The following is a 23,569-nucleotide window of genomic DNA, read 5'->3' as shown; positions in this document are numbered from 1 at the left end:
TCATTGCCGAAAACTAAATTACGGATCTTCATCACATAAAATATTTTTTTCGATATCTAAAATAATTCACGGACATCATATGTTTTTCATTGTAACCCTTATCTGAATCGATTCTGTTGCGGACGGCGATTCAAATACATCTCTCACGTTGATGTGTTAACGATAATAAAGGAGGTAGCAAGTGACCATTGCTATTGTTATAGGCACACATGGTTGGGCTGCAGAGCAGTTACTCAAGACAGCAGAAATGCTGTTAGGCGAGCAGGAAAACGTCGGCTGGATCGATTTCGTGCCCGGCGAAAATGCCGAAACGCTGATTGAAAAGTACAACGCTCAGTTGGCAAAACTCGATACCAGTAACGGCGTGTTGTTTCTCGTCGATACATGGGGAGGCAGTCCGTTCAACGCTGCCAGCCGCATTGTCGTCGACAAAGAACAGTATGAAGTGATTGCCGGGGTGAACATCCCTATGCTGGTCGAAACGCTGATGGCGCGTGACGACAACCCAAGCTTCGATGAACTGGTCGCGCTGGCAGTTGAAACCGGTCGCGAAGGCGTGAAAGCGCTGAAAGCGAAACCGGTGGAAAAAGCCGCCCCTGCCCCCGTCGCAGCGGCCCCCAAAGCCGCGGCTCCGGCAAAACCGATGGGACCGAACGATTACATGCAAATCGGTCTTGCCCGTATTGATGACCGTTTGATCCATGGTCAGGTGGCTACCCGCTGGACCAAAGAAACCAACGTGACCCGCATTATCGTAGTCAGCGATGAAGTGGCGGCAGACACCGTGCGTAAAACGCTGTTGACACAGGTGGCGCCTCCTGGCGTGACCGCTCACGTGGTGGATGTTGCCAAGATGATTCGCGTTTACAACAACCCGAAATACGCGGGCGAACGTGTAATGCTGCTGTTCACCAATCCGACCGATGTTGAACGCATTGTCGAAGGCGGCGTAAAAATCACCTCCGTAAACATTGGCGGCATGGCTTTCCGTCAGGGTAAAACGCAGGTCAACAACGCCATCTCTGTCGATGAGAAAGACATCGAAGCCTTTAACAAACTTAATGCCCGCGGTATTGAGCTTGAGGCGCGTAAAGTGTCAACCGATCAGAAACTGAAAATGATGGATTTGATTGCCAAAGTGGGCAAGTAACCCCTGGCATTGAATGAGCTTTCACACTTAAGGCTGTTATAGCAATAGGAGAAGTACAATGGAGATTACCACTCTTCAGATTGTGCTGGTGTTCATCGTCGCATGTATCGCGGGTATGGAGTCGGTACTCGATGAATTTCAGTTCCACCGCCCACTGGTGGCCTGTACGCTGATTGGTGCCGTTCTCGGGGATATGAAAACCGGTATTATCATCGGTGGTACCCTGGAAATGATCGCCCTTGGCTGGATGAACATCGGTGCTGCCGTTGCACCTGATGCCGCACTGGCGTCCATTATCTCTACCGTTCTGGTTATTGCAGGTCACCAAAGCATCGGTGCCGGTATCGCGCTGGCGATTCCGCTGGCTGCAGCAGGCCAGGTTCTGACGATCATCGTTCGTACTATCACCGTGGCATTCCAGCACGCGGCGGATAAAGCGGCGGAAAACGGTAACCTGACAGCGCTCTCCTGGCTGCATGTCTCTTCCCTGTTCCTGCAGGCGATGCGTATCGCTATCCCGGCGGTTATCGTTGCGATTTCCGTAGGCACCAGCGAAGTTCAGGGCATGCTGAATGCGATTCCGGAAGTGGTGACTGGCGGTCTGAACATCGCCGGTGGCATGATCGTTGTGGTCGGTTACGCGATGGTTATCAACATGATGCGTGCAGGCTACCTGATGCCGTTCTTCTACCTCGGCTTCGTGACTGCGGCATTTACTAACTTCAACCTGGTTGCTCTGGGTGTGATTGGTGCGGTCATGGCCATCCTCTACATCCAACTGAGCCCGAAATATAACCGCGTGGCGGGTGCACCAGCACAGGCTGCGGGTGACAACTCCCTCGATAACGAACTGGACTAACAGGTGAGCGAAATGGTTGATATGACTAAAACTACCACTGAGAAAAAACTCACACAGAGTGACATTCGTGGCGTGTTCATTCGTTCTAACCTGTTTCAGGGTTCATGGAACTTCGAACGTATGCAGGCGCTGGGTTTCTGCTTCTCCATGGTACCGGCTATCCGTCGCCTGTATCCAGAGAACAACGATGCGCGTAAGCAAGCCATCAAGCGTCACCTGGAATTCTTTAACACCCATCCGTATGTAGCCGCGCCGGTGCTCGGCGTAACGCTGGCGATGGAAGAACAGCGTGCTAACGGCGCAGAAATTGACGATGGTGCCATTAACGGTATCAAAGTCGGTCTGATGGGCCCGTTGGCAGGCGTGGGCGACCCGATTTTCTGGGGTACTGTGCGTCCGGTATTCGCCGCGTTAGGTGCGGGTATCGCGATGAGCGGTAGCCTGCTCGGTCCATTGCTGTTCTTCATTCTGTTCAACGCAGTCCGTCTGCTGACCCGTTACTACGGTGTCGCCTACGGTTATCGCAAAGGTGTCGATATCGTTAAGGATATGGGCGGTGGCTTCCTGCAGAAACTGACTGAGGGGGCGTCAATCCTCGGCCTGTTTGTCATGGGTGCGTTGGTGAACAAGTGGACGCATGTGAACATCCCACTGGTGGTTTCAACTATCACCGGTCAGGATGGGCAGACACGTGTTACCACCGTACAGACCATTCTCGACCAGTTGATGCCGGGTCTGGTTCCGCTGCTGCTGACCTTCGCCTGTATGTGGCTGCTGCGTAAGAAAGTCAACCCGCTGTGGATTATCGTTGGCTTCTTTGTCATCGGTATCGCGGGTTATGCGCTCGGCCTGTTGGGTCTGTAAGACTGTAGTACACTACCGGGGCCTATAAGGCCCCTTTTTTTATCTGGAGGAACAAGGATCAATGACTATCACGGACCTGGTGCTGGTTTTCTTTATTGCCGCGTTACTGGCTTATGCCATTTACGATCAGTTCATCATGCCACGCCGCAATGGCCCGACTTTGCTTGCTATTCCCCTGCTGCGCCGAAGCCGCGTCGACAGCATCATCTTCATTGGCCTCATCGCAATTCTTATCTACAACAATGTCACCAGCCATGGGGCAATCATCACCACCTGGTTATTATGTGCTCTGGCCTTAATGGGGTTTTATATTTTCTGGATCCGGGTCCCTAAGATCCTCTTCAAACAGGATGGATTTTTCTTCGCCAACGTCTGGATAGAATATAACCGCATTAAAGCGATGAATTTATCGGAAGATGGTGTTCTGGTGATGCAATTAGAGCAACGGCGTCTGCTTATTCGTGTACGGAATATCGACGATCTGGAAAAGATATATAAACTTCTCGTTTCCTCTCAGTAAGTTAGAGATATAGCCTGGGCTTTATTTTTCGCAATTTACTTGCAGTTAAAAACATAGCTAAGGCTATAATACGACAGCGCAAATGTTATTTATTTTAACGTTCTATCTACCAATAAACCCAAATGAAAATCGTTTTCAATTAGAGATCAAATAATATTTCTCCGTTGTTGTTTTATATTCTCAAAATATGTTAAGGTTGCGCCGTCATTTGGGGAGTAGCCGATTTCCAGACTCCGGAAATGTACGTGTCAACATACTCGTTGCAAAACGTGGCACGTACGGACTGAAATCTCTTTCAGTCAGGCGAGACCATAGGCACATCAACTGCTATGCATACTGTATGAACCCCGGGTTCAGGTGTGCATGTTTACTGGGGGCAGTGGTGTGTTTTATGGAAACCCCGGTCAGGACGCTGTCATGAATATCACCGCCACTATTATTCTCGCTTTTGGCATGTCGATGGATGCTTTTGCCGCATCAATTGGCAAAGGCGCTACCCTGCATAAACCCAAATTCTCTGAAGCCCTGCGTACCGGTTTAATCTTCGGCGCAGTTGAAACATTAACGCCGCTAATCGGCTGGGCGCTCGGTATGTTAGCCAGCAAATTCGTGCTGGAATGGAATCACTGGATTGCTTTCATCCTGCTGGTCTTTCTGGGCGGACGAATGATTATTGAGGGATTTCGCGGCGCGGATAATGAAGATGATGAACCGCTGCGCCGTCACGGTTTCTGGTTACTGGTCACCACCGCTATCGCCACTAGCCTCGACGCTATGGCGGTCGGCGTGGGTCTGGCGTTCTTACAGGTCAATATTATCGCGACGGCACTGGCTATTGGCTGTGCCACGCTTATCATGTCCACACTGGGAATGATGGTTGGTCGCTTCATTGGCCCGCTGCTTGGCAAACGGGCTGAAATTCTGGGCGGGGTGGTACTGATCGGTATCGGCGTCCAGATCCTCTGGACGCACTTTCACGGTTAATCCGCACGCTGCCAGAGGTGAAGACGAAAATCTGTCTGGCAGTTAAACACTTCTGTACTCGCCAGACGTTCCCAGACCTCCGGCTTTGCCCGCCAGGCAAAAGGCGTCATCTGCAATAGCGCTACCGCTTCCTTTCCGTTCAGGCGCATCGGATACGCCAGTGCGATATCCTCCAGCAGGGTGAACCCTTCCAGTTGCTCAGCATGCGGCGCATGGAGTCGGACCTCATCGTAAATCAACCCTTTCAGCTCCATTAAATGGCGCGGTCCCGGCGTTGCCGTCATCACCCACCCCTGCGGTTTGACCACGCGCGCCAGCTCTTGCGCTTTACACGGCGCGTAAATCCGCACAATGGCGTCCTGGCTTGCATCTGCAAACGGCAAACGATGGCTCGAGGCGACGCAGAATGTCACCTGCGGATAGCGTCTGGCCGCCGCTTTAATGGCCACTTTCGCCACGTCCAGTCCATAGGTGGTCGCCGTCGGCAACGCATCGGCAAAGGCATGAGTGTAATACCCTTCCCCACAGCCGATATCAAGAATCGAGGTTGCCGACGCGTCGAGACGCGCGGAAAGCTGCTCAACAATAGCATCACGCAAGGGTTGATAATGTCCGGCATCCAGAAACGCACGCCGTGCCTGCATCATCTCCGCGCTGTCGCCCGGATCGCGTGAACGCTTATGCTGTACCGGCAACAGGTTAACGTATCCCTCTTTTGCCACATCAAACTGATGCCGCTGCGGACAGATAAAACTGTTATTAACGTGCGCAAGGGGCTGGTGACAAAGTGGACAGGAAAACGACATAACAACTCCGGCAGGTAAATTCAGGGCGCAAGTGTAACGCGATTTACGCCCCGGGAGAATCACTTAGCGCGTGGAGTGTGTCGGCGAATTGCTCTGCATCACCAGCAAATGGCTGGAGTCGGCGGGCATCCCATCCGGTTTGACGTTTTCCAGTCGCAGCACATCGCCCATTATCTGGCTGAAAACCGGAGCCGACACCGCGCCACCGTAATAGGCCCCGTTCTGCGGATCGTTGATCACTACCACCAGCGCAAACTTCGGGTTGCTTGCCGGTGCCACCCCTGCGGTGTAAGCCACATATTTATCAACGTATTTACCGTCAGCGCCGATCTTCTTCGCCGTCCCGGTTTTAACCGCCACGCGATAATCCCGGACCGCCGCCTTCGTCCCGCCCCCCCCCGGCAGGGCGACGCTTTCCATCATGTGCGCCACCTGTCTGACCAGCGCTTCCGACATAACGCGCTTGCCGATAACGGGCGGGTCGATGCGCGTGATAGAGAGTGGTCGGTACAGGCCAAAACTGCCAATCGTGGCATAGACGTGCGCCAGTTGCAGCGGCGTCACCATCAGGCCGTAGCCAAAGGCAAAGGTCGCGCGATCCAGATCGCTCCAGTAACGACGTTGCGGCATCACCCCCTGACTCTCACCGGTGAGTCCCAGCCCCGTGGGTTGACCAAAGCCAAAGCGGCGATAGGTATCGACGACACGCTGGACGGGCATCGCTAATGAAAGATGCGAGACCCCGGTGTCACTCGATTTTTGCAAAATGCCGGTCAGCGTCAGTTCCGGATAAAAGCCCACATCGCGAATCCGATGCCCGTCGAGGTAAAACGGATGCGTGTCGATCACGCTATCAGGCTGGACAATCCCTTGCTCAAGCGCCGTCATGATAACCAGCGGTTTCACCGTCGAGCCCGGCTCGAAAGTATCGCTAATCGCACGATTGCGAAAATCATCAAGCACCGCACCATCACGATTGTTGGGGTTAAAATCGGGGAAGCTGGCCATCGCCAGGATCTCGCCAGTGGCAACGTTCACCAGCACGGCGGCGCCGGATTCCGCTTTGTTCCAGCTAACCGCATTGTCCAGCGCATCCTCGGTGACGGTCTGCAGCCGCTCATCAATGCTGAGTTGTAGTTCATGCGCTGGCACAGGATTAACTTCCGTGATGTTTTCAATCACGTGACCGAATTTATCTTTGCGGACCAGGCGGGAGCCCGGCTTTCCGATTAACTGTGCGTTAAAACTTTTCTCAACCCCTTCAATGCCCTGCCCGTCGATATTGGTGAAACCAATCAGATTCGCCGCGACATGTCCTGCCGGATAAAAGCGCCGGGACTCTTCGCGCAAATTGATGCCGGGCAGGTTCAGCTTATCGATCCACTGCGCCTGTTGAGGAGAGACCTGACGCGCAAGATAGATAAACCTTGCCGACGGATCGTGGTTAACGCGCGCCGCTAGGTTCGTGAGTGAAAGATGTAGCGTGTTGGCCAGCGCCTGCCAGCGTTCGTTGTCGCCTACGCCTCCTTTGCTCAATAACGTGTGGGGGTCAGCCCACACCGCATTCACCGGTACGCTGACCGCCAGCGGTCGCCCCTGCCGATCGGTGATCATTCCACGCGGCGATGCCGTGGTGACTTCACGCAATGAGCGCATATCTTCTTGTTTGACCAGACGGTCGGGTTCGACAATCTGCAACCAGGCGACGCGCCCCAGCAGCAGTCCCAGGCTCAGCAATATGGCGATACAAAGCAGCGCAAAACGCAGCGGTGTGAAACTTCGCACCGTACCATCACTTTTCTTTTTCACCTGTTCTCCGGCAAACATGATATTCAGGTGACTGATTTAACGGGAATAACGGCGGAAAAGCGGTGAAAACTATGCTAATAACATCACGGCTTTGCAACAAAGCGCTAACGGAGGAGGCATTCAGACATACTTTGAAGGAAGATGAATGAAAAAGCCCCGCATCAGCGAGGCTTTAAATCTGAGGTTGATGCGCAGATGCGCTTCAAATCAGTGGTGTCGATCAGATAGCTGTTACGTTAACAGCAGCCGGACCTTTCTGGCCGTCCTGAATTTCGAACTCAACGTTCTGGCCTTCAGCCAGAGTTTTGAAGCCATTACCCTGGATAGCGGAGAAGTGTACGAACACGTCTTTGCTGCCATCAGCCGGAGTAATAAAGCCAAAACCTTTAGACTCGTTGAACCACTTAACTTGACCTTTAATCTTTGCCATTTGCAAAATTCCTTAGAGTGTTTTCTTCGCCCGCAGGCATAACATAGATAAAACTGAGACATTACTGCTTGAGGCACTAATATAAGGCTCGGCAGAGAAGCGGTATTCAACGACAACGTGTTTACTCAGGACTTCTTTACTGAAAATGCCACACATAAACAGAACTGTACCTCGTTTAACCCAAAACGTGTTATCACATACAACGTTAATTATGGCAAGCCATTTTTAAACGTGTCTCGATCGGTCGCACAAATCTCGCCAGTCGATACAGAGTATCTGCACAGTTATGCGTCAATCCTCAAGCCGATATATTCCCGCGCGCTCGCTGAGCCCTTACCAGACCCGCAGCGCGGCGGGGTCTTTTCAACCATAGCTCAATAATTTCGCGACTTCCAGATCGTTGCGATGTCAAAACGTAGCGATCTGCGGTTATCACAAATTCTGCTTTGTTATGCATAATTTGTTTCAACGCAAAATGACCCGATATCATAATAACGCCACATTTCGCTCCATCTTGATATCTACTGTTCTTATGCACTCATTTAATGAAAGAATGATGACAATGCACAAAAATAGGGAAAGAAACGTTTCGCTTATTATAAAGCCGATCATTCTCACAAAACGGGGAAGATCACATTATTAACGTATGGAAAAATATAATTACGTGTGTGCTGGCAATAACTCGCACAATGACACAAAAAGGAACGGATATAGCGAAGCGGCATGCGACTGCACTAATAGGGTGCAGGATAACAAACCAGGAAGGAAAGACTGGCGAGACGCCAGCCCCTTCGCTTCCTGTTACACGAGGATTAACGTTCTGCGACCAGACGGATGATATCCTCATCCTCTTGCGGGTCATTAGCCTTAGGCGATGCCTCTGCCACTTTTTCCGGCTCGTTCGCTTCACAGAGACGACGCAATAGTGCATTTTGTCGCTTCTGCTGGTCTAACAACGCTTCAAGCAGCTCAATCTGCTCATTGGTTCGCGAGCTCGCACGGTTGATAAAGAACCACAGCACCAGCCCAACAACCAGAACCCCCACCGATACAATCAACGACGCAAAATTAAGCACGCCGGAATTCAGGACTTCGTTCATTTCACCACCTCAATGTAGACGCGCCATTTTACCACCGCGCCACAGGAAGGAAATCAACGGATGAAAAAATGATCTCACCAGGGGATAAATTTATTGATGGCGCAAATTCCGCTGAAAAATTGTACATCCTGGTCACACATGATGTTGAACACCTGGGCCCACAGCAGCAGACACACAAGCACTACCACCACCAGAATTATCCATCGAAACTTTTTCACTCCACTCTCCGCATCAACATCTTATGCCACCAAATTATCATGCGTATCTTAAACCAGGACTAACTACAGCAGACATTCGCGATTTTTTAAGAATCATTTACTTGTATCAATGAGCGTAAGCGCTAAGCTCAATCTAACTTATAGAAGAAAAGAGGTCATAATGCGTTTGATTATTCGCGCTATCGTGTTGTTTGCGCTTGTATGGATTGGATTATTACTCAGTGGGTATGGTGTGCTGATAGGTAGTCAGGAGAATGCTGCCGGGCTGGGGTTGCAATGCAAGTATCTCACCGCGCGAGGAACCGCCACCGCGCAATATGTTCATACCGATAGCGGTATCATCGGATTAACGGATTGTCCGATATTGCGTAAGAGTACCGTGGTCGTCGATAACGGTTAATATCCCGTCGTCGTGAGTCGCGCCTGGCGTATTGCTTAAGCAAAATATCACAGGATTAAAGCGGCCGGCGAAAATGCCGGCCGTTTCTTGACTATCGACAGCATGACATCGTCAGAACGGATAATCGTTGTAACCCATCTGCTCAGAGATTTTACGCGCCGCGGTATGCAGCATCGAAACGTAGTCATGCAATTTTTCTTCAGAAAAACGCAGCGTGGGGAAGGAGATACTCAGCCCCGCAATCACGACGCCGAAACGATCGAATACCGGTACGCCAATGCAGCGTAAACCTTCTTCTTGTTCTTCGTTATCTTCGCCATAACCCTGTTCGCGGACTTTATCCAGCACCGGCAGCAATGCTTCCGTGGTGGTGATAGTGCGCCCGGTACTGCGCTTGTACTCAACGCCGTCCAGAATCTGCTTCACTTCGTCACGATCGCGCCAGGCCAGCAGCACTTTACCAATCGCGGTGCTGTAAAGCGGGTTGCGGCGACCCACACGCGAATACATACGCAGGTTGTACATCGAATCAATCTTATGAATATAGACGATGCTGTCTTCGTCCAGCGCGCCGAGGTGCACCGTCTCTTTCGTCAGACGAGAGAGTTCACGCATCTGGATGTCCGCACTGCGGATAAGATCAACATTCTGTAGCGCGCGAGCGCCCAGTTCAAACAGTTTCAGCGTCAGAGAATACTTCTCGGATTCACCTTCCTGTGACACATATCCCAGTGTTTTCATGGTCTGTAAAAAGCGATAAACGGTGCTTTTTGACATCATGACGCGTTGTGATAACTCGGTAATCCCTATTTCGCGCTCTTCACCCAGCGCCTGCAGAATGCCAAAAACCTTCAGCACGGAAGATACAGAATCAGGCTGTTTATCCAGATCTGCGTTAGCCATCTATCACCTCATTACGAGTGTTTTATAAAAATCAGAACGATTTTTTATTATAATTTCATGGCCAGGCCCCCGCAATCCATCTTTGCTTACTTCGTTACAAATCTGCGATATAAAGCCTGAATATCAATGCTAAAATCGCTACCCTGATCATATTCTTCGCAAAAACTATCAATCACATGAATAAATCCCAGGCCGACGGCCTGCCGCTTCCACAGCGATATGGTGCTATTTTAACCATCGTTATTGGTATTTCGATGGCCGTACTGGACGGCGCCATTGCCAACGTGGCGCTCCCCACGATAGCCACTGACTTACACGCTTCAGCCGCCAGCTCAATATGGGTCGTCAACGCCTATCAGATCGCCATTGTCGTCTCGTTACTGTCGCTGTCGTTTCTCGGCGATATGTTTGGCTATCGACGCATCTACAAATGCGGGCTGGTGGTTTTTCTGCTGGCCTCACTGTTTTGCGCTCTCGCGGACTCGCTACAAATGTTGACGATAGCGCGTGTCGTTCAGGGGTTCGGCGGCGCGGCGCTGATGAGCGTCAACACAGCGTTGATTCGTCTGATTTATCCTCAGCGCCATCTGGGTCGCGGGATGGGTATCAACTCCTTTATCGTTGCCGTCTCTGCGGCCGCAGGCCCAACCATCGCGGCCGCTATCCTCTCAATTGCCTCGTGGAAATGGCTGTTTCTGATCAATGTGCCGTTAGGGATTATTGCGTTGATTCTGGCAATGCGCTTTCTGCCGCCTAATGGCTCACGCAGCAATAAACCGCGTTTTGACCTCCCCAGCGCCGTGATGAATGCGCTGACGTTTGGTCTGTTGATCACCGCACTGAGTGGTTTTGCACAGGGGCAGCCCCTGACGCTGATCGGGGCCGAAGTGGCGGCGCTGATGGTGGTGGGCTATTTCTTTATCCGTCGTCAGCTTTCATTACCGGTACCGTTATTGCCGGTCGACCTGCTGCGTATTCCTCTTTTTTCACTGTCGATAGGCACCTCAATCTGCTCTTTCTGCGCGCAGATGCTGGCGATGGTCTCCCTGCCCTTCTATCTGCAAACGGTACTGGGGCGGAGTGAAGTAGAAACCGGTTTGTTGCTCACCCCCTGGCCACTGGCAACGATGGTCATGGCGCCGCTGGCCGGGTATCTGATTGAACGCGTCCATGCCGGTTTACTGGGCGCGCTGGGCCTGCTGGTGATGGCAAGTGGACTGTTTGCCCTGGTATTACTTCCTGCCGCGCCGTCCGATCTGGATATCATCTGGCCGATGATTCTCTGCGGCGCCGGGTTTGGTTTATTTCAATCCCCCAATAACCACACGATCATCACCTCTGCGCCACGTGAACGCAGCGGCGGCGCCAGCGGCATGCTGGGCACCGCCCGTCTGTTAGGACAAAGCTCAGGTGCGGCGTTGGTCGCGCTGTTGTTGAACCAGTTTGGGGATAACGGCACGCATGTTTCTTTGCTGATGGCAGGGATTCTGGCGACCGTGGCAGCGGTGGTGAGCGGTCTACGCATCACACAGCCCCGGGCACAGGCGTAAAAAAAAGCGCGTCCATGGACGCGCTTTCTCTTCTTACCGACAGGCTTACTTCAGGTATTCCCCACTGCGCAGCGCTTCGATACGTTTATCCAGCGGCGGGTGAGTCATAAACAGTTCGCTCAGCGATTTACCTTTACCATTGATGCAGAAGGCCATCATGCTGGATGCTTCCTGCGGTTCGTAGCTGGTTTTCAGACGCTGCAGCGCAGCAATCATCTTTTCACGGCCGACCAGTTTGGCGGACCCCGCATCAGCGTGGAATTCACGGTGACGAGAGAACCACATGGTAATGATGCTCGCCAGAATACCGAACACCAGTTCCAGTACCATTGCGACCGCAAAGTAGATCATCGGGTTGCCATTGCTGCCTTCGCCTTCATCACGGTTACCACCGAGAAAACCAGCGGCGATCTGCGCCAGAATGCGCGAGATGAAGATAACAAAGGTGTTCACCACCCCCTGGATCAGCGTCATGGTAACCATGTCACCGTTCGCGATATGGCTAATTTCGTGAGCAATAACGGCTTCAGCTTCATCCGGGCTCATGTTTTGCAGCAGACCGGTACTGACCGCAACCAGAGAGGCATCACGGCGCGCCCCGGTGGCAAACGCGTTAATGTCCGGCGCATGGTAGATAGCGACCTGCGGCATGGCAATACCGGCCTGACGCGCCTGCGTGGCGACCGTATTCATCAACCAACGCTCTCTTTCGTTACGCGGTTGCTCGATCACTTCCCCACCGACGGAGCGTAAGGCCATCCACTTTGACATCAGCAGTGAAACGAAGGAACCACCGAAACCGAACAGCAGCGCCATAATCATCAGGCCCTGAACGCTGCTCGACTGAATCCCTGTCAGGCTCAGCACCAGCCCGAAAACGACCATGACGGCCAGGTTCGTCAACAGGAAAAGCGCGATTCGCATCATAATTTTCTTTTAACCTCAACTTAACAAAACGCACTATGCGATTACCCACATCGTATGGGTCGTACGGCTATTTTCAAGCATCAATGCCCGGTAAGTCACCAGAAAGACACAACTTTACATTTTTCTGCATCAGGCTGACGACTTCATGCGCTTGTTAAAAAAACAGGCACAATTTCTTGTGCCTGTATGAGGTTATTTCGTTGCGGTCGGTTGTACCGCGGGCTTCGCTTTCTCGAGCGTCGCCAGATCCAGCGCAATCTTCACCGTTTCATCAAGATACGGATCCGGTTCCTGGTAATCTTTTGGCAGGTCGTCCAGTTTCTTCAGAACCGGTTTTCCTTCTCGTTTAAACCGGTCATTGATTCGCGCCAGGCGCAGCGCATCATCTTCGTTATTCTCTTTTTCACGCTGCGCGTAATTCAGAGATACGATGTTGCGTTTATCCTTCATCGCATTGAAACGGGCGATATCCTTCATGATGTACTGGAACTCAGGATCCTGCGCGATACGCGCGTTGTGATCTTTGAGTAATTCAGGGCCGAACGGTGTCAGATCGTCTGATTTCACATACGTTGCGGCATCGATGCTATCCCACGGCAACGCATTATCTTCAAATTTCTCACCGGTTTCGGTCTCTTCATTCCCCGTCGGCATGATGATATCCGGCGTGACGCCTTTACGCTGAGTACTGCCGCCATTCACACGATAGAACTTCTGGATCGTGTACTGAACGGAGCCCAGTGCGGGCCATTCTGGACGCAGCATCTGATCGTAAATACGATTCAGCGAACGATACTGCTGCACGGTACCTTTACCGAAAGTCGGCTCACCAACAATCAGTGCACGACCGTAATCCTGCATGGCCGCGGCGAAAATTTCCGATGCCGACGCGCTGAAGCGATCGACCAGCACCACCAGCGGGCCTTTGTAATAAACAACGCCATCGGTATCGCTGTCCTCACGGACTTTACCGTTGTTGTCACGAACCTGAACCACCGGACCGGAAGGAATAAACAGACCGGACAGCGAAACAGCCTCCGTCAGCGCCCCGCCGCCGTTGGTCCGCAGATCGATGACGATGCTGCTGACATTCTGTTTTTCCAGTTTCTGCAACTGAACTTTGACATCGTCAGTCAGGCCAACGTAGAAGCCCGGGATATCCAGTACGCCGACTTTCTCTTTACCTACCGTCTTCACAGACATTTTAACGGCACGGTCTTCCAGACGGATACGCTCACGCGTCAGTGTGACAATACGGGTTTTTGTGCCTTTGCCGGCAGGCAGAACTTCAAGACGAACCTTGCTGCCTTTTGGCCCTTTAATAAGCGCAACCACATCATCCAGGCGCCAGCCGATCACATCGACCATGCTCTTACCGGTCTGACCCACACCGACAATGCGATCGCCGACGCTAATTGCCTTGCTCTTCGCCGCCGGACCGCCAGCCACCATGGAGTTAATGACCGTATAGTCATCGTCCATTTGCAGCACGGCACCAATCCCTTCAAGGGACAGGCTCATCTCGGTATTAAACTGCTCGGTATTGCGTGGCGAGAGATAGTTGGTATGCGGATCGATTTCCCGCGCAAACGCGGTCATCGCCAGTGAGAAAACATCTTCACTGTTAGTTTGCGTCAGACGACGGATCGCGGATTTATAACGACGCGTCAGCGTCTCACGAATTTCTTTATCGTCTTTGCCGGTCAGTTTCAGACTTAACTCATCGAACTTCACCTTACCGTCCCACAGCGCATTCAGCTCAGCCTCATCTTTTGGCCAGGGTGCTTTGCTGCGATCGAGATTGAAGGTGTCAGTCCCGGTGAAGTCCATCGGACGTTCCAGCACTTTCAGTGCGTACTGAAAACGCTCGAAGCGGCGTTTTTGCGCCAGATTATAGAGATCGTAAAAAACGTCGAGCTTACCCGAACGCAATTCGTCACCCAGTTGCCCTTTCTTCTTCGCAAACTGTTCGACATCCCCCGCCAACAGCACGTTGTGGCTGTAGTCGAGTAAATTCAGATAGCGGTCGAAAATTTTGGCGGAAAAGGCCGAATCGAGATCGAACTGACGGTAGTGAGAACGCGTAAAACGCGACGTGACGCGTTCACTCACCGTCGCGTGCTGGGTTTCTTCCTTAAGAACAGGAATCTGATCGGCACGCGTAATGTCGTCCACTGCGAAGGTCTGGCCTGCTATTGCAAGCAGGCCAGCTAACGCGGTAAGCCTAAAAAATGTGTTCATGCCAGGCCTGGCCTCCGTTTCAGAACACCAGGTGTTCTGCGCGTACAATCAAAGACATACCCGAATTCAGCTGTACACGGACGCCATCTTTGGTGATTTCTAATACGGTGGCATCCATCGCATCGTTGCCCGCTTTCACCTTCAGAGACTGTCCAACGCTCAGCGCTGAAATATCCGAAACCGGAGTCAATTTCTCTTCACGAGGTGCGCGAGGCGCTTTCGCGGCAGGTTTTTCAGCACGCGGTTTACGCTCAGTCGCTTCTTTGCGGCGTGGTGCAGGACGCGGCTTACGTTCACGACGCGGGGCGTCTTCAGTTTCCCCTGCAGCAGCGGCAGCTTCACGTTTTTTCGCTTGCTGTTCTGCACGCTGCGCCTGAACGCGAGCTTTCGCTTCTTCAAGCTGCTTACGCGCATGTTCAACGTGCTGCTCATCCAGCTCACCGCACGGGTTGCCGTCGAGATCGACACGCGTTGCGCCCGGCTTAACGCCGTACAAATAACGCCAGCTTGAAGTATAAAGACGTAAAGCGGAACGAAGTTGCGTTTTGCTGAGGTTCATTTCGCCCTCAATACGCTCTACCAGATCCTGAAAAATGCCAATTTTCAGTGGGCGCGCTTCGCCTTCCGCACTAAAACACTGCGGAAAACGCTCGGCCAAAAACGCGATGACTTCTTTACTGCTATTCAACTTAGGTTGATTTTCCATGAAATTTCCTGATTACAACGGACGTAGCCAACAAGCAGCAGGCATGAACAGGCGTCATTATAATGACGCCATCAGTAATTGCTACGTTATCCGTTGATTATCCTGCGACGCTCGCAAAGAATTTTTTGTAATCCGTCATTGCAAGCACGGTTTCAAGCTGCGCAACGAGCCGGCGAAGCCCCTCTTCATCCTCAGCGGTGAAGCGCCCAAACGCCGTACTGTCGATGTCCAGCACGCCAATAATATGACCATTGACGGTTAATGGCAGGACAATTTCCGCATTACTGGCCGCATCGCAGGCGATGTGACCATCAAAGGCGTGAACGTCGTCAACCCGCTGCACCTGATTGTGGGCAACGGCTGCGCCGCACACACCGCGACCCACCGGGATTCGTACACAGGCAATTTTGCCCTGAAACGGACCTAATACCAGCGTATCGCCCTCAAGCAGGTAAAACCCGGCCCAGTTCACTTGCGAAAGACGTTCGTATAACAGTGCGCTGGTGTTCGCCAGCGTGGCCAGAAAACTGGTCTCTCCTGCCATTAATGCCTGGAAATCGCGGTTCAGTTCCGCGTATAGCTCTGTCTTGTTCATTATATAATCACTTAGTTGTCTTACTCTGATACTGCCAGCCTATTAAAATAAGCATTAAATGCGTTAATGCTCAAGATCATTCCCGTCATGAGTTAAGATTACATAAATCTAACACTTTGATTCGCGATACATGGCTCTCAAGACACCCCAGATCACGCCGACAAAAAAAATAGCGATCCGATCCATCAGCGAAGCACTGCCTCGTGCGCACTATCAGCGTTGCCCTCAGTGCGATTTGCTGTTTAGTCTGCCGAAGATGCGTTCTCACCAGAGCGCATACTGTCCCCGCTGCCAGGCGAAAATTCGTGATGGCCGCGACTGGTCGCTGACGCGGCTGGGGGCGATGGCGGTCACCATGCTGTTGCTGATGCCCTTCGCCTGGGGCGAGCCGCTGTTGCACATCTATCTGCTGGGCATCCGTATTGATGCCAATGTGATGCAGGGGATCTGGCAGATGACAAAGCAAGGCGATCCCATTACCGCGGCGATGGTGCTGTTTTGTGTCGCGGGCGCGCCGCTGATCCTCGTTACCGCAATTGCGTATCTGTGGTTCGGCAATATTCTCGGTATGAATTTGCGCCCGGTGCTGCTAATGCTGGAAAGGCTTAAAGAGTGGGTGATGCTGGACATCTATCTGGTGGGCATTGGTGTGGCATCGATCAAAGTTCAGGATTACGCTTTTTTGCAGCCGGGCGTAGGACTTTACGCCTTTATTGCGCTGGTGGTCCTGAGCATCCTGACGCTGTCGCACCTGAACATCGAACAACTGTGGGAACGTTTTTATCCGCAGAGACCGGCAAAGCGTCCGGATGAGCAGTTGCGGGTTTGTCTCGGCTGCCATTTTACCGGCTATCCGGACCCGCGTGGCCGCTGCCCGCGCTGCCATATTCCTTTACGCGAGCGCCGAAACCAGAGCATCCAAAAATGCTGGGCGGCATTGTTGGCATCGATTGTTTTGCTGCTGCCTGCTAACCTTCTGCCTATCTCGGTTATCTACGTGAACGGTGGACGACAGGAAGATACAATCATGTCCGGTATCCTGTCGCTGGCGAACAGCAATGTCGCCGTGGCCGCCGTGGTCTTTATCGCCAGTATTCTGGTGCCATTCACTAAAGTGATCGTCATGTTTACCCTGCTACTCAGCATTCAGTTCAAATGCGAACAGGGTTTACGCACGCGAATGCAACTCTTGCGTCTGGTCACGTGGATCGGTCGCTGGTCGATGCTGGATCTTTTTGTTATCGCTTTAACCATGTCGCTGATTAACCGCGACCAGATTCTTGCTTTTACTATGGGACCGGCTGCGTTTTATTTCGGCTCAGCGGTCATTTTGACTATTCTTGCAGTGGAATGGCTGGACAGCCGCTTACTTTGGGATGCACATGAGTCAGGAAACGCCCGCTTCGCAGACTGAAGCGCAGATTAAAACGAAACGCCGTATCTCACCATTCTGGCTACTCCCGCTGATCGCATTAATGATTGCGGGATGGCTGATATGGAACAGCTATGAAGATCGCGGTAACACTGTGACCATCGACTTCATGTCTGCGGATGGCATTGTCCCGGGCCGTACGCCTGTTCGCTATCAGGGCGTTGAGGTGGGTACGGTTCAGGACATCAGCCTGAGCAAGGATTTACGCAAAATTGAGGTGCGGGTCAGCATCAAGTCCGACATGAAAGACGCGCTACGCGAAGAGACGCAGTTCTGGCTGGTGACGCCTAAAGCGTCGCTCGCAGGCGTCTCTGGCCTCGATGCGCTGGTCGGCGGCAATTATATCGGCATGATGCCCGGTAAAGGTAAAGAGCAAGATCATTTCGTCGCCCTCGACACCCAGCCGAAATATCGGCTGGATAACGGCGATCTGATGATACATCTCAACGCGCCCGACCTCGGATCGTTGAACAGCGGCTCGCTGGTTTATTTCCGTAAAATCCCGGTCGGTAAAGTCTACGACTACAGCATTAACCCGAACAAACAGGGCGTCACCATCGACGTGCTGGTTGAACGCCGATTTACCAATCTGGTGAAAAAAGGCAGTCGCTTCTGGAACGTTTCCGGCGTGGATGCTGACGTCAGCCTGAGTGGTGCGAAGGTTAAACTGGAAAGTCTGGCGGCCCTGGTGAATGGTGCAATCGCCTTTGACTCACCCGATGATTCAAAAACGGCAGAGCAAGATGATACCTTCAGCCTGTATAAAGATCTGGCCCACAGTCAGCGCGGCGTCATTATTAAACTTGAACTGCCGAGCGGCGAAGGACTGAAGGCTGATTCTACTCCCCTGATGTATCAGGGGCTCGAAGTCGGCCAGCTCACCAAACTGGATTTACAATCCGGTGGCAAAGTCACCGGTGAAATGACCGTTGACCCCAGCGTCGTAGCGCTGTTACGCGACGGCACGCGCATTGAACTGCGCAGTCCCAAACTTTCGCTCAGTGACGCTAATATCAGTTCGTTACTGACGGGTAAAACCTTTGAACTGGTGCCCGGCGCCGGTGAACCGCGCAGCAAGTTCGTGGTCGTCCCCGGTGAAAAAGCACTGCTCCACGAACCGGACGTCCTGACCTTTACCCTGACCGCGCCTGAAAGCTACGGTATCGATGCAGGTCAACCGCTGATCCTTCACGGCGTCCAGGTGGGGCAAGTGATCGAACGTAAGCTGACCAGCAAAGGGGTCGAGTTTATTGTGGCGGTCGATCCGCAACATCGTGGCCTGGTCCAGGGTGACAGCAAATTCGTGGTCAACAGCCGCGTGGATGTCAAAGTAGGTCTGGATGGCGTGGAGTTCCTCGGCGCCAGCGCCAGCGAATGGATCAGTGGCGGTATTCGCATATTGCCCGGCAGCAAAGGGGAAATGAAGTCAAGCTATCCGCTGTATGCCAACCTGGAAAAAGCGGTAGAGAATAGCCTGAGCGATCTGCCGACCACTACCCTGAGCCTGCGTGCGGAAACATTGCCAGACGTGCAGGCCGGCTCCGTGGTGCTGTATCGTAAATTTGAAGTGGGTGAAGTGATTACCGTACGCCCGCGCGCCGACGCCTTTGACATCGATCTGCACATCAAACCGGAGTACCGCAACCTGCTGACCAGCAATAGCGTCTTCTGGGCCGAAGGTGGCGCTAAAGTGCAGCTCAACGGCAGCGGGTTGACCGTGCAGGCCTCTCCCCTGTCACGTGCGCTGAAGGGGGCGATCAGCTTTGATAACCTCAGCGGCGCCAGCGCCAGCCAGCGCAAAGGCGACAAGCGCATTTTGTATGCTTCCGAAACCGCCGCACGTGCGGTTGGCGGGCAGATTACCCTTCACGCCTTTGATGCCGGGAAACTGGCGGCAGGAATGCCCATTCGCTACCTCGGTATTGATATCGGACAGATCCAGACGCTTGAACTGCTCACTTCGCGCAACGAGGTACAGGCGAAGGCAGTATTGTATCCGGAATATGTGCAGACCTTCGCCCGTGGCGGGACGCGCTTCTCTGTGATTACGCCGCAAATCTCGGCCGCTGGCGTGGAACATCTCGACACGATCCTGCAACCCTACATCAACGTCGAGCCGGGTCGGGGTAATCCGCGCCGTGACTTTGAACTGCAAGAAGCGACCATTACCGACTCACGCTACCTTGACGGGCTGAGTATTGTGCTCGAAGTTCCCGAAGCTGGCTCGCTGGCGATCGGTACGCCGGTACTGTTCCGCGGGATTGAAGTTGGTACTGTCACCGGCATGACGCTCGGTACTCTGTCTGACCGCGTGATGATCGCCTTGCGCATCAGTCAACGCTACCAGCACCTGGTCCGCAACAACTCCGTCTTCTGGCTGGCGTCCGGTTACAGTCTGGACTTCGGCCTGACGGGCGGCGTAGTGAAGACCGGTACCTTTAATCAGTTTATTCGCGGCGGCATTGCCTTCGCCACGCCGCCTGGCACTCCGCTGGCGCCGAAAGCGCAGGCGGGTAAACACTTCCTGCTGCTGGAAAGTGAACCGAAAGAGTGGCGTGAATGGGGCACCGCGCTGCCACGTTAGTATCAGGCTCCGGCGTGCTCGCGCCGGAGCCTTTATGCTACACTGTGCGCTTGTTTTTCTGCCGGTGGTACTCCCCCGTGACTCAACACGCTGTTTATTTTCCTGACGCCTTTTTAACGCAAATGCGCGAGGCAATGCCTGCGCATCTCTCTTTTGACGATTTTCTCGCCGCTTGCCAGCGCCCATTACGCCGCAGCATCCGCGTGAATACGCTTAAGATTTCTGTGGCCGATTTTCTCACCTTAACCGCCCCGTATGGCTGGTCGTTGACGCCCGTTCCCTGGTGCGAAGAAGGTTTCTGGATTGAGCGTGAGGATGAAGATGCGCTGCCGCTCGGCAGTACCGCCGAGCATCTGAGTGGTCTGTTTTATATTCAGGAAGCCAGTTCCATGTTGCCGGTTGCCGCCCTGTTTGCCGACGAGAATTGCCCCAGACGCGTGATGGACGTTGCTGCCGCGCCTGGCTCAAAAACCACGCAAATCGCTGCGCGCATGGGTAATCAGGGCGCGATCCTCGCGAACGAATACTCAGCCAGTCGGGTGAAAGTGCTGCATGCCAATATCAGTCGCTGTGGGATCAATAACGTGGCACTGACCCATTTTGACGGCCGGGTATTTGGTGCGGCGCTGCCGGAAATGTTCGATGCGATTTTGCTTGATGCACCTTGCTCGGGTGAAGGTGTGGTGCGTAAGGATCCGGATGCGCTAAAAAACTGGTCCGTTGAGAGCAATCTTGAGATTGCCGCAACCCAGCGCGAACTGATCGAAAGTGCGTTTCACGCCCTGCGCCCTGGCGGTACGCTGGTCTATTCAACCTGTACGTTGAATCGTGAAGAAAACGAGTCGGTGCTGGCCTGGCTGAAAGAGACCTGGCCGGAGGCGGTGGAATTTTTACCGTTGGGCGATCTTTTTCCTGAGGCGAATCAGGCGCTGACGGCAGAAGGTTTCTTGCATGTGTTCCCGCAGATTTATGACTGCGAAGGATTCTTCGTCGCCCGCCTGCGTAAAACGGCCTCCATTCCCGCACTGCCAGCACCGAAGTACAAAGTGGGCAACTTCCCCTTCACCCCCGTCAAAGGTCGCGAAGCCGCGAATCTGACCCAGGCAGCTAATGCCCTCAGTCTGCACTGGGGCGAAAACCTGCACCTCTGGCAGCGTGATAAAGAGGTCTGGCTTTTCCCGGCGGAGATAGAACCGCTGATCGGCAAAGTCCGTTTCTCCCGCCTCGGTATTAAGCTGGCTGAAACGCATAATAAAGGTTATCGCTGGCAGCACGAAGCGGTCATCGCGCTGGCTGATGTCAATCATCGCTGTGCGTTTGAACTGTCTCAGCAGGAAGCCGAAGAGTGGTATCGCGGTCGCGATGTCTATCCGCAGACCGTCCCCGCCACTGACGATGTGCTGGTGACCTTCCAGCATCAGCCGATTGGCCTTGCCAAACGGATCGGCTCGCGCCTGAAAAACAGTTACCCGCGTGAACTGGTTCGTGATGGCAAATTGTTTACCGGTAACGTCTGAAATCAGAAAATTTGCGCATTTTTTGACTGGCGCTTTTGCCTGCGTTGGCTACGCTGAAAAATGGACGGCCTAACTGGTCGTACCACAATCAGCGAATTAACGGAGAGCACGATGATGAAAACCAGTGTGCGCATTGGCGCCTTTGAAATTGACGATGCCGAGTTACACGGCGAGTCGCCGGGAGACCGAACGTTAACCATTCCGTGTAAATCTGATCCGGATTTATGCATGCAACTGGATGCCTGGGACGACGAAACCAGCGTTCCGGCCCTACTGAATGGCGAACATTCGGTTCTTTTCCGTAAACACTACGATCGTAAGTCTGATGCCTGGATCATGCGTCTTGCCTGATTCAAAAAGAACCCGTCTGCCGGCGGGTTATTTATTTCCCCCTTCCCGCTTGCGTTAATTCCTCCTACACTTTTGTTATGGCTGTACAAAATGAGGATAGGATGTTCGCACTGGTTCTGTTTGTCTGTTATCTGGATGGCGGTTGCGAAGATATCGTAGTGGATGTTTACGATACAGAGCGGCAGTGCCTATATTATATGGACGATCAACGGATTCGTCAGGGCGGCTGCTTTCCGGTTGAGGATTTTATCGATGGATTCTGGGCGCCCGCCCAGCAATACAGCGACTTTTAATCACTGTAGTTGTACCAGCGTTAACTCGCCGCCGAATACCGCTCCCGTATCGATGTAGTGCAGATTGTCGCTGTCTACACGTTGACGCAACGGCGTATGGCCAAACCAGAAATGGTCAGCGCCGGCGATAGCTGTCCCTTCTCCTGCCAGATGCGCACTCAGTCGCGCGCGTCGCCACAACACCTCCGTAAGGTTAACCGGCTTTTGCCACTGATAAATATCTTCCGGGTAATCGGCGTGGGCGACCACATGGGTCGCCTCGCGGCAATGCAATTCCAGGATCCACGGCAGATGCTGGCAGTATTCCAGTGCCAGCGTTGCATGATGCCGTTTCTGCTCAGGCAACGCCGTAAACCAGCCGCCACCATTCATCGTCCACAACGACCACTGTGACGTACGCAATGCATCTATCGCCATCTGTTCATGGTTCCCTCTGACTGCCACCATCCAGCGCTTATGCAGCAACTGCAGGCAGCGCAAACTGTCAGGACCGCGATCGATGAGATCGCCCACAGAGACCAGTAAATCTTGCCAGGGATCAAAGCGACAGGCCCGCAGCTTTGCCATCAGCAGCGCAAAACAGCCGTGGATATCCCCGACCACCCAGATGTGTCGCCACTGTGCCCCTTCGATCATTTGGTAGCTTTTTTCAGGCTGTTTCATGAGAGTTTTTGTCCTCAGTCACGCCCTAACACAAATTTAACAATAGCAGCAAAAAACGCTGGACGTTTATGCCCGGGTGTGGGTATGGTTTACTCAGAATGATAAGTGCGAAATGCCATTAGGCTCAGGAAAAGCACCCGTTCTATAGATAAAAAGAGACCGAATACGATTCCTGTTTATGGCCCAACCTGAATTATCTTTTACGTTACAGTAAGTTAGATTACAAATACCCATAAAATACACCTTCCAATACTTATCAGTGCATCCTTTCAAGATCAAACAGTTGCCACTCTTTTCGAGTGCGCGACGTGGAATCTTCGGGATCGCTAGATATGCCAAAGCCCCTACTTTTAGAATTCATCAATTCACAAACTGACCAGTATTCTTTAAAGTTAATACTCCTTTTAAATCATTACCGGTACGCACCACTTTTTGTAATGACTTATCCCAAATATCAGCTCACTCGCGGTAGTGACATCGTACGTGATGGCATGTACCTCGAATTGTCAGAAGCAAACACATCACCAATCAGACAACTGGCTGAGGTGTTCTATTCAGACGTGACGCATGATTTTGTTCTGACATATTGTGAGGACAACATTCCTCTCGAGGTTATTGAATGGCTCATAGCTGAGTCAAAACGCCTTTTGCCTCAAGCCATCAAAGA

25 protein-coding genes are annotated in these 23,569 nt (G+C 52.7%); 13 read left to right on the top strand and 12 right to left on the bottom strand.

Annotation, left to right across the window (positions count from 1 at the left end; all coding sequences use genetic code 11):
* Positions 1 to 181: 181 nt before the first annotated feature.
* The 5 genes from manX to mntP all read left to right on the top strand — a co-directional run bounded on the left by manX (position 182) and on the right by mntP (position 4,377).
* Positions 182 to 1,150, top strand: coding sequence for a PTS mannose transporter subunit IIAB (gene manX / locus JTI98_RS13940; protein WP_044264749.1), 969 nt, complete (start codon positions 182 to 184; stop codon positions 1,148 to 1,150).
* 58 nt (positions 1,151 to 1,208) lie between these two features.
* Positions 1,209 to 2,009 carry a PTS mannose/fructose/sorbose transporter subunit IIC gene (locus tag JTI98_RS13935; RefSeq protein WP_042318487.1) on the top strand — a complete coding sequence of 267 codons (801 nt, stop codon included), beginning with the start codon at positions 1,209 to 1,211 and terminating at the stop codon, positions 2,007 to 2,009.
* Between the two features lie 12 nt (positions 2,010 to 2,021).
* Positions 2,022 to 2,873, top strand: coding sequence for a PTS mannose transporter subunit IID (locus JTI98_RS13930; protein WP_043000405.1), 852 nt, complete (start codon positions 2,022 to 2,024; stop codon positions 2,871 to 2,873).
* A 61-nt stretch (positions 2,874 to 2,934) separates the two neighbouring features.
* Complete coding sequence (locus tag JTI98_RS13925) at positions 2,935 to 3,393, top strand: DUF986 family protein (protein ID WP_043000404.1); 459 nt, start codon at positions 2,935 to 2,937, stop codon at positions 3,391 to 3,393.
* Positions 3,394 to 3,810: 417 nt separating this feature from the next.
* Complete coding sequence (mntP, locus tag JTI98_RS13920) at positions 3,811 to 4,377, top strand: manganese efflux pump MntP (protein WP_043001909.1); 567 nt, start codon at positions 3,811 to 3,813, stop codon at positions 4,375 to 4,377.
* Here mntP and rlmA read toward each other — a convergent pair.
* The 6 genes from rlmA to mgrB form a co-directional block, all read right to left on the bottom strand.
* Entirely contained in the window at positions 4,374 to 5,183 is an 810-nt protein-coding gene (gene rlmA / locus JTI98_RS13915) for a 23S rRNA (guanine(745)-N(1))-methyltransferase (RefSeq protein ID WP_044326810.1), read from the bottom strand. The genes mntP and rlmA overlap by 4 nt on opposite strands.
* Positions 5,184 to 5,246: 63 nt before the next feature.
* Positions 5,247 to 6,992, bottom strand: coding sequence for a peptidoglycan glycosyltransferase FtsI (gene ftsI, locus JTI98_RS13910; RefSeq protein WP_216081386.1), 1,746 nt, complete (start codon positions 6,990 to 6,992; stop codon positions 5,247 to 5,249).
* A gap of 220 nt (positions 6,993 to 7,212) precedes the next feature.
* On the bottom strand, positions 7,213 to 7,422 hold the full coding sequence (gene cspE, locus JTI98_RS13905) for a transcription antiterminator/RNA stability regulator CspE (protein WP_001062678.1): 210 nt from the start codon (positions 7,420 to 7,422) through the stop codon (positions 7,213 to 7,215).
* A 12-nt stretch (positions 7,423 to 7,434) separates the two neighbouring features.
* Complete coding sequence (locus JTI98_RS13900) at positions 7,435 to 7,578, bottom strand: DUF2627 domain-containing protein (protein WP_043000402.1); 144 nt, start codon at positions 7,576 to 7,578, stop codon at positions 7,435 to 7,437.
* A 656-nt stretch (positions 7,579 to 8,234) separates the two neighbouring features.
* On the bottom strand, positions 8,235 to 8,522 hold the full coding sequence (locus JTI98_RS13895) for a YebO family protein (RefSeq protein WP_043000401.1): 288 nt from the start codon (positions 8,520 to 8,522) through the stop codon (positions 8,235 to 8,237).
* A gap of 74 nt (positions 8,523 to 8,596) precedes the next feature.
* On the bottom strand, positions 8,597 to 8,740 hold the full coding sequence (mgrB, locus tag JTI98_RS13890) for a PhoP/PhoQ regulator MgrB (protein WP_042318479.1): 144 nt from the start codon (positions 8,738 to 8,740) through the stop codon (positions 8,597 to 8,599).
* 160 nt (positions 8,741 to 8,900) lie between these two features.
* On the opposite strand from mgrB, the gene JTI98_RS13885 reads away from it, so the two are divergent.
* Positions 8,901 to 9,140: a YobH family protein gene (locus JTI98_RS13885; protein ID WP_043001907.1), complete on the top strand. Its 240-nt coding sequence runs from the start codon at positions 8,901 to 8,903 to the stop codon at positions 9,138 to 9,140.
* 111 nt (positions 9,141 to 9,251) lie between these two features.
* On the opposite strand, the gene kdgR is transcribed toward JTI98_RS13885, so the two are convergent.
* Entirely contained in the window at positions 9,252 to 10,043 is a 792-nt protein-coding gene (gene kdgR / locus JTI98_RS13880) for a DNA-binding transcriptional regulator KdgR (RefSeq protein ID WP_043000400.1), read from the bottom strand.
* A 176-nt stretch (positions 10,044 to 10,219) separates the two neighbouring features.
* Between kdgR and JTI98_RS13875 the strand changes: the two genes are divergently transcribed.
* The gene (locus JTI98_RS13875) at positions 10,220 to 11,593 is read left to right on the top strand and encodes an MFS transporter (RefSeq protein WP_216081385.1); all 1,374 of its coding nucleotides are present in this window, start codon (positions 10,220 to 10,222) and stop codon (positions 11,591 to 11,593) included.
* 45 nt (positions 11,594 to 11,638) lie between these two features.
* Here the strand turns inward: JTI98_RS13875 and htpX are convergent, their stop codons facing one another.
* From htpX to JTI98_RS13855, 4 genes are all read right to left on the bottom strand, one after another.
* The gene (gene htpX, locus JTI98_RS13870) at positions 11,639 to 12,520 is read right to left on the bottom strand and encodes a protease HtpX (RefSeq protein WP_042318474.1); all 882 of its coding nucleotides are present in this window, start codon (positions 12,518 to 12,520) and stop codon (positions 11,639 to 11,641) included.
* Positions 12,521 to 12,712: 192 nt separating this feature from the next.
* A complete protein-coding gene (prc, locus tag JTI98_RS13865) occupies positions 12,713 to 14,761 on the bottom strand; it encodes a carboxy terminal-processing peptidase (RefSeq protein WP_043000398.1) in 2,049 nt (682 codons plus the stop codon).
* Between the two features lie 19 nt (positions 14,762 to 14,780).
* A complete protein-coding gene (gene proQ / locus JTI98_RS13860; RefSeq protein WP_043000397.1) occupies positions 14,781 to 15,467 on the bottom strand; it encodes an RNA chaperone ProQ in 687 nt (228 codons plus the stop codon).
* Positions 15,468 to 15,564: 97 nt separating this feature from the next.
* On the bottom strand, positions 15,565 to 16,062 hold the full coding sequence (locus tag JTI98_RS13855; RefSeq protein WP_043000396.1) for a GAF domain-containing protein: 498 nt from the start codon (positions 16,060 to 16,062) through the stop codon (positions 15,565 to 15,567).
* A 130-nt stretch (positions 16,063 to 16,192) separates the two neighbouring features.
* Between JTI98_RS13855 and yebS the strand changes: the two genes are divergently transcribed.
* The 5 genes from yebS (at position 16,193) to JTI98_RS13830 (ending at position 22,239) form a co-directional block, all read left to right on the top strand.
* Positions 16,193 to 17,476: a membrane integrity lipid transport subunit YebS gene (yebS, locus tag JTI98_RS13850; RefSeq protein WP_043000395.1), complete on the top strand. Its 1,284-nt coding sequence runs from the start codon at positions 16,193 to 16,195 to the stop codon at positions 17,474 to 17,476.
* Positions 17,445 to 20,078, top strand: coding sequence for a PqiB family protein (locus tag JTI98_RS13845; RefSeq protein ID WP_216081384.1), 2,634 nt, complete (start codon positions 17,445 to 17,447; stop codon positions 20,076 to 20,078). Before yebS ends, JTI98_RS13845 begins: the two co-directional genes overlap by 32 nt.
* 77 nt (positions 20,079 to 20,155) lie before the next feature.
* Positions 20,156 to 21,595 carry a 16S rRNA (cytosine(1407)-C(5))-methyltransferase RsmF gene (rsmF, locus tag JTI98_RS13840; RefSeq protein WP_216081383.1) on the top strand — a complete coding sequence of 480 codons (1,440 nt, stop codon included), beginning with the start codon at positions 20,156 to 20,158 and terminating at the stop codon, positions 21,593 to 21,595.
* A gap of 114 nt (positions 21,596 to 21,709) precedes the next feature.
* Complete coding sequence (locus tag JTI98_RS13835) at positions 21,710 to 21,946, top strand: YebV family protein (RefSeq protein WP_161215572.1); 237 nt, start codon at positions 21,710 to 21,712, stop codon at positions 21,944 to 21,946.
* 101 nt (positions 21,947 to 22,047) lie between these two features.
* Positions 22,048 to 22,239: a YebW family protein gene (locus JTI98_RS13830; RefSeq protein WP_043000391.1), complete on the top strand. Its 192-nt coding sequence runs from the start codon at positions 22,048 to 22,050 to the stop codon at positions 22,237 to 22,239.
* Here JTI98_RS13830 and pphA read toward each other — a convergent pair whose 3' ends face one another.
* On the bottom strand, positions 22,240 to 22,902 hold the full coding sequence (gene pphA / locus JTI98_RS13825; protein ID WP_043000390.1) for a protein-serine/threonine phosphatase: 663 nt from the start codon (positions 22,900 to 22,902) through the stop codon (positions 22,240 to 22,242).
* A 332-nt stretch (positions 22,903 to 23,234) separates the two neighbouring features.
* Between pphA and JTI98_RS13820 the strand changes: the two genes are divergently transcribed.
* On the top strand, positions 23,235 to 23,569 hold a 335-nt coding region (locus JTI98_RS13820; RefSeq protein WP_252869590.1), incomplete at its 3' end, for a hypothetical protein.

The organism is Citrobacter sp. MGH 55 (assembly GCF_016906145.1).
Taxonomy (GTDB): Bacteria; Pseudomonadota; Gammaproteobacteria; order Enterobacterales; family Enterobacteriaceae; genus Citrobacter_A; species Citrobacter_A amalonaticus.
The sequence above is the reverse complement of the archived record's forward strand: the minus strand, read 5'-3'. Positions and strand labels throughout refer to the sequence as shown.

Excerpts from the sequence above, each read along its gene's own strand:
- JTI98_RS13935 (WP_042318487.1), top strand. The coding sequence starts at position 1,209 with ATGGAGATTACCACTCTTCAGATTGTGCTGGTGTTCATCGTCGCATGT.
- JTI98_RS13930 (WP_043000405.1), top strand. The coding sequence starts at position 2,022 with ATGGTTGATATGACTAAAACTACCACTGAGAAAAAACTCACACAGAGT.
- JTI98_RS13925 (WP_043000404.1), top strand. The coding sequence starts at position 2,935 with ATGACTATCACGGACCTGGTGCTGGTTTTCTTTATTGCCGCGTTACTG.
- mntP (WP_043001909.1), top strand. The coding sequence starts at position 3,811 with ATGAATATCACCGCCACTATTATTCTCGCTTTTGGCATGTCGATGGAT.
- rlmA (WP_044326810.1), bottom strand. The coding sequence starts at position 5,183 with ATGTCGTTTTCCTGTCCACTTTGTCACCAGCCCCTTGCGCACGTTAAT.
- cspE (WP_001062678.1), bottom strand. The coding sequence starts at position 7,422 with ATGGCAAAGATTAAAGGTCAAGTTAAGTGGTTCAACGAGTCTAAAGGT.
- JTI98_RS13900 (WP_043000402.1), bottom strand. The coding sequence starts at position 7,578 with ATGTGTGGCATTTTCAGTAAAGAAGTCCTGAGTAAACACGTTGTCGTT.
- JTI98_RS13895 (WP_043000401.1), bottom strand. The coding sequence starts at position 8,522 with ATGAACGAAGTCCTGAATTCCGGCGTGCTTAATTTTGCGTCGTTGATT.
- JTI98_RS13885 (WP_043001907.1), top strand. The coding sequence starts at position 8,901 with ATGCGTTTGATTATTCGCGCTATCGTGTTGTTTGCGCTTGTATGGATT.
- kdgR (WP_043000400.1), bottom strand. The coding sequence starts at position 10,043 with ATGGCTAACGCAGATCTGGATAAACAGCCTGATTCTGTATCTTCCGTG.
- JTI98_RS13875 (WP_216081385.1), top strand. The coding sequence starts at position 10,220 with ATGAATAAATCCCAGGCCGACGGCCTGCCGCTTCCACAGCGATATGGT.
- htpX (WP_042318474.1), bottom strand. The coding sequence starts at position 12,520 with ATGATGCGAATCGCGCTTTTCCTGTTGACGAACCTGGCCGTCATGGTC.
- prc (WP_043000398.1), bottom strand. The coding sequence starts at position 14,761 with ATGAACACATTTTTTAGGCTTACCGCGTTAGCTGGCCTGCTTGCAATA.
- proQ (WP_043000397.1), bottom strand. The coding sequence starts at position 15,467 with ATGGAAAATCAACCTAAGTTGAATAGCAGTAAAGAAGTCATCGCGTTT.
- JTI98_RS13855 (WP_043000396.1), bottom strand. The coding sequence starts at position 16,062 with ATGAACAAGACAGAGCTATACGCGGAACTGAACCGCGATTTCCAGGCA.
- yebS (WP_043000395.1), top strand. The coding sequence starts at position 16,193 with ATGGCTCTCAAGACACCCCAGATCACGCCGACAAAAAAAATAGCGATC.
- JTI98_RS13845 (WP_216081384.1), top strand. The coding sequence starts at position 17,445 with ATGAGTCAGGAAACGCCCGCTTCGCAGACTGAAGCGCAGATTAAAACG.
- JTI98_RS13835 (WP_161215572.1), top strand. The coding sequence starts at position 21,710 with ATGAAAACCAGTGTGCGCATTGGCGCCTTTGAAATTGACGATGCCGAG.
- JTI98_RS13830 (WP_043000391.1), top strand. The coding sequence starts at position 22,048 with ATGTTCGCACTGGTTCTGTTTGTCTGTTATCTGGATGGCGGTTGCGAA.
- pphA (WP_043000390.1), bottom strand. The coding sequence starts at position 22,902 with ATGAAACAGCCTGAAAAAAGCTACCAAATGATCGAAGGGGCACAGTGG.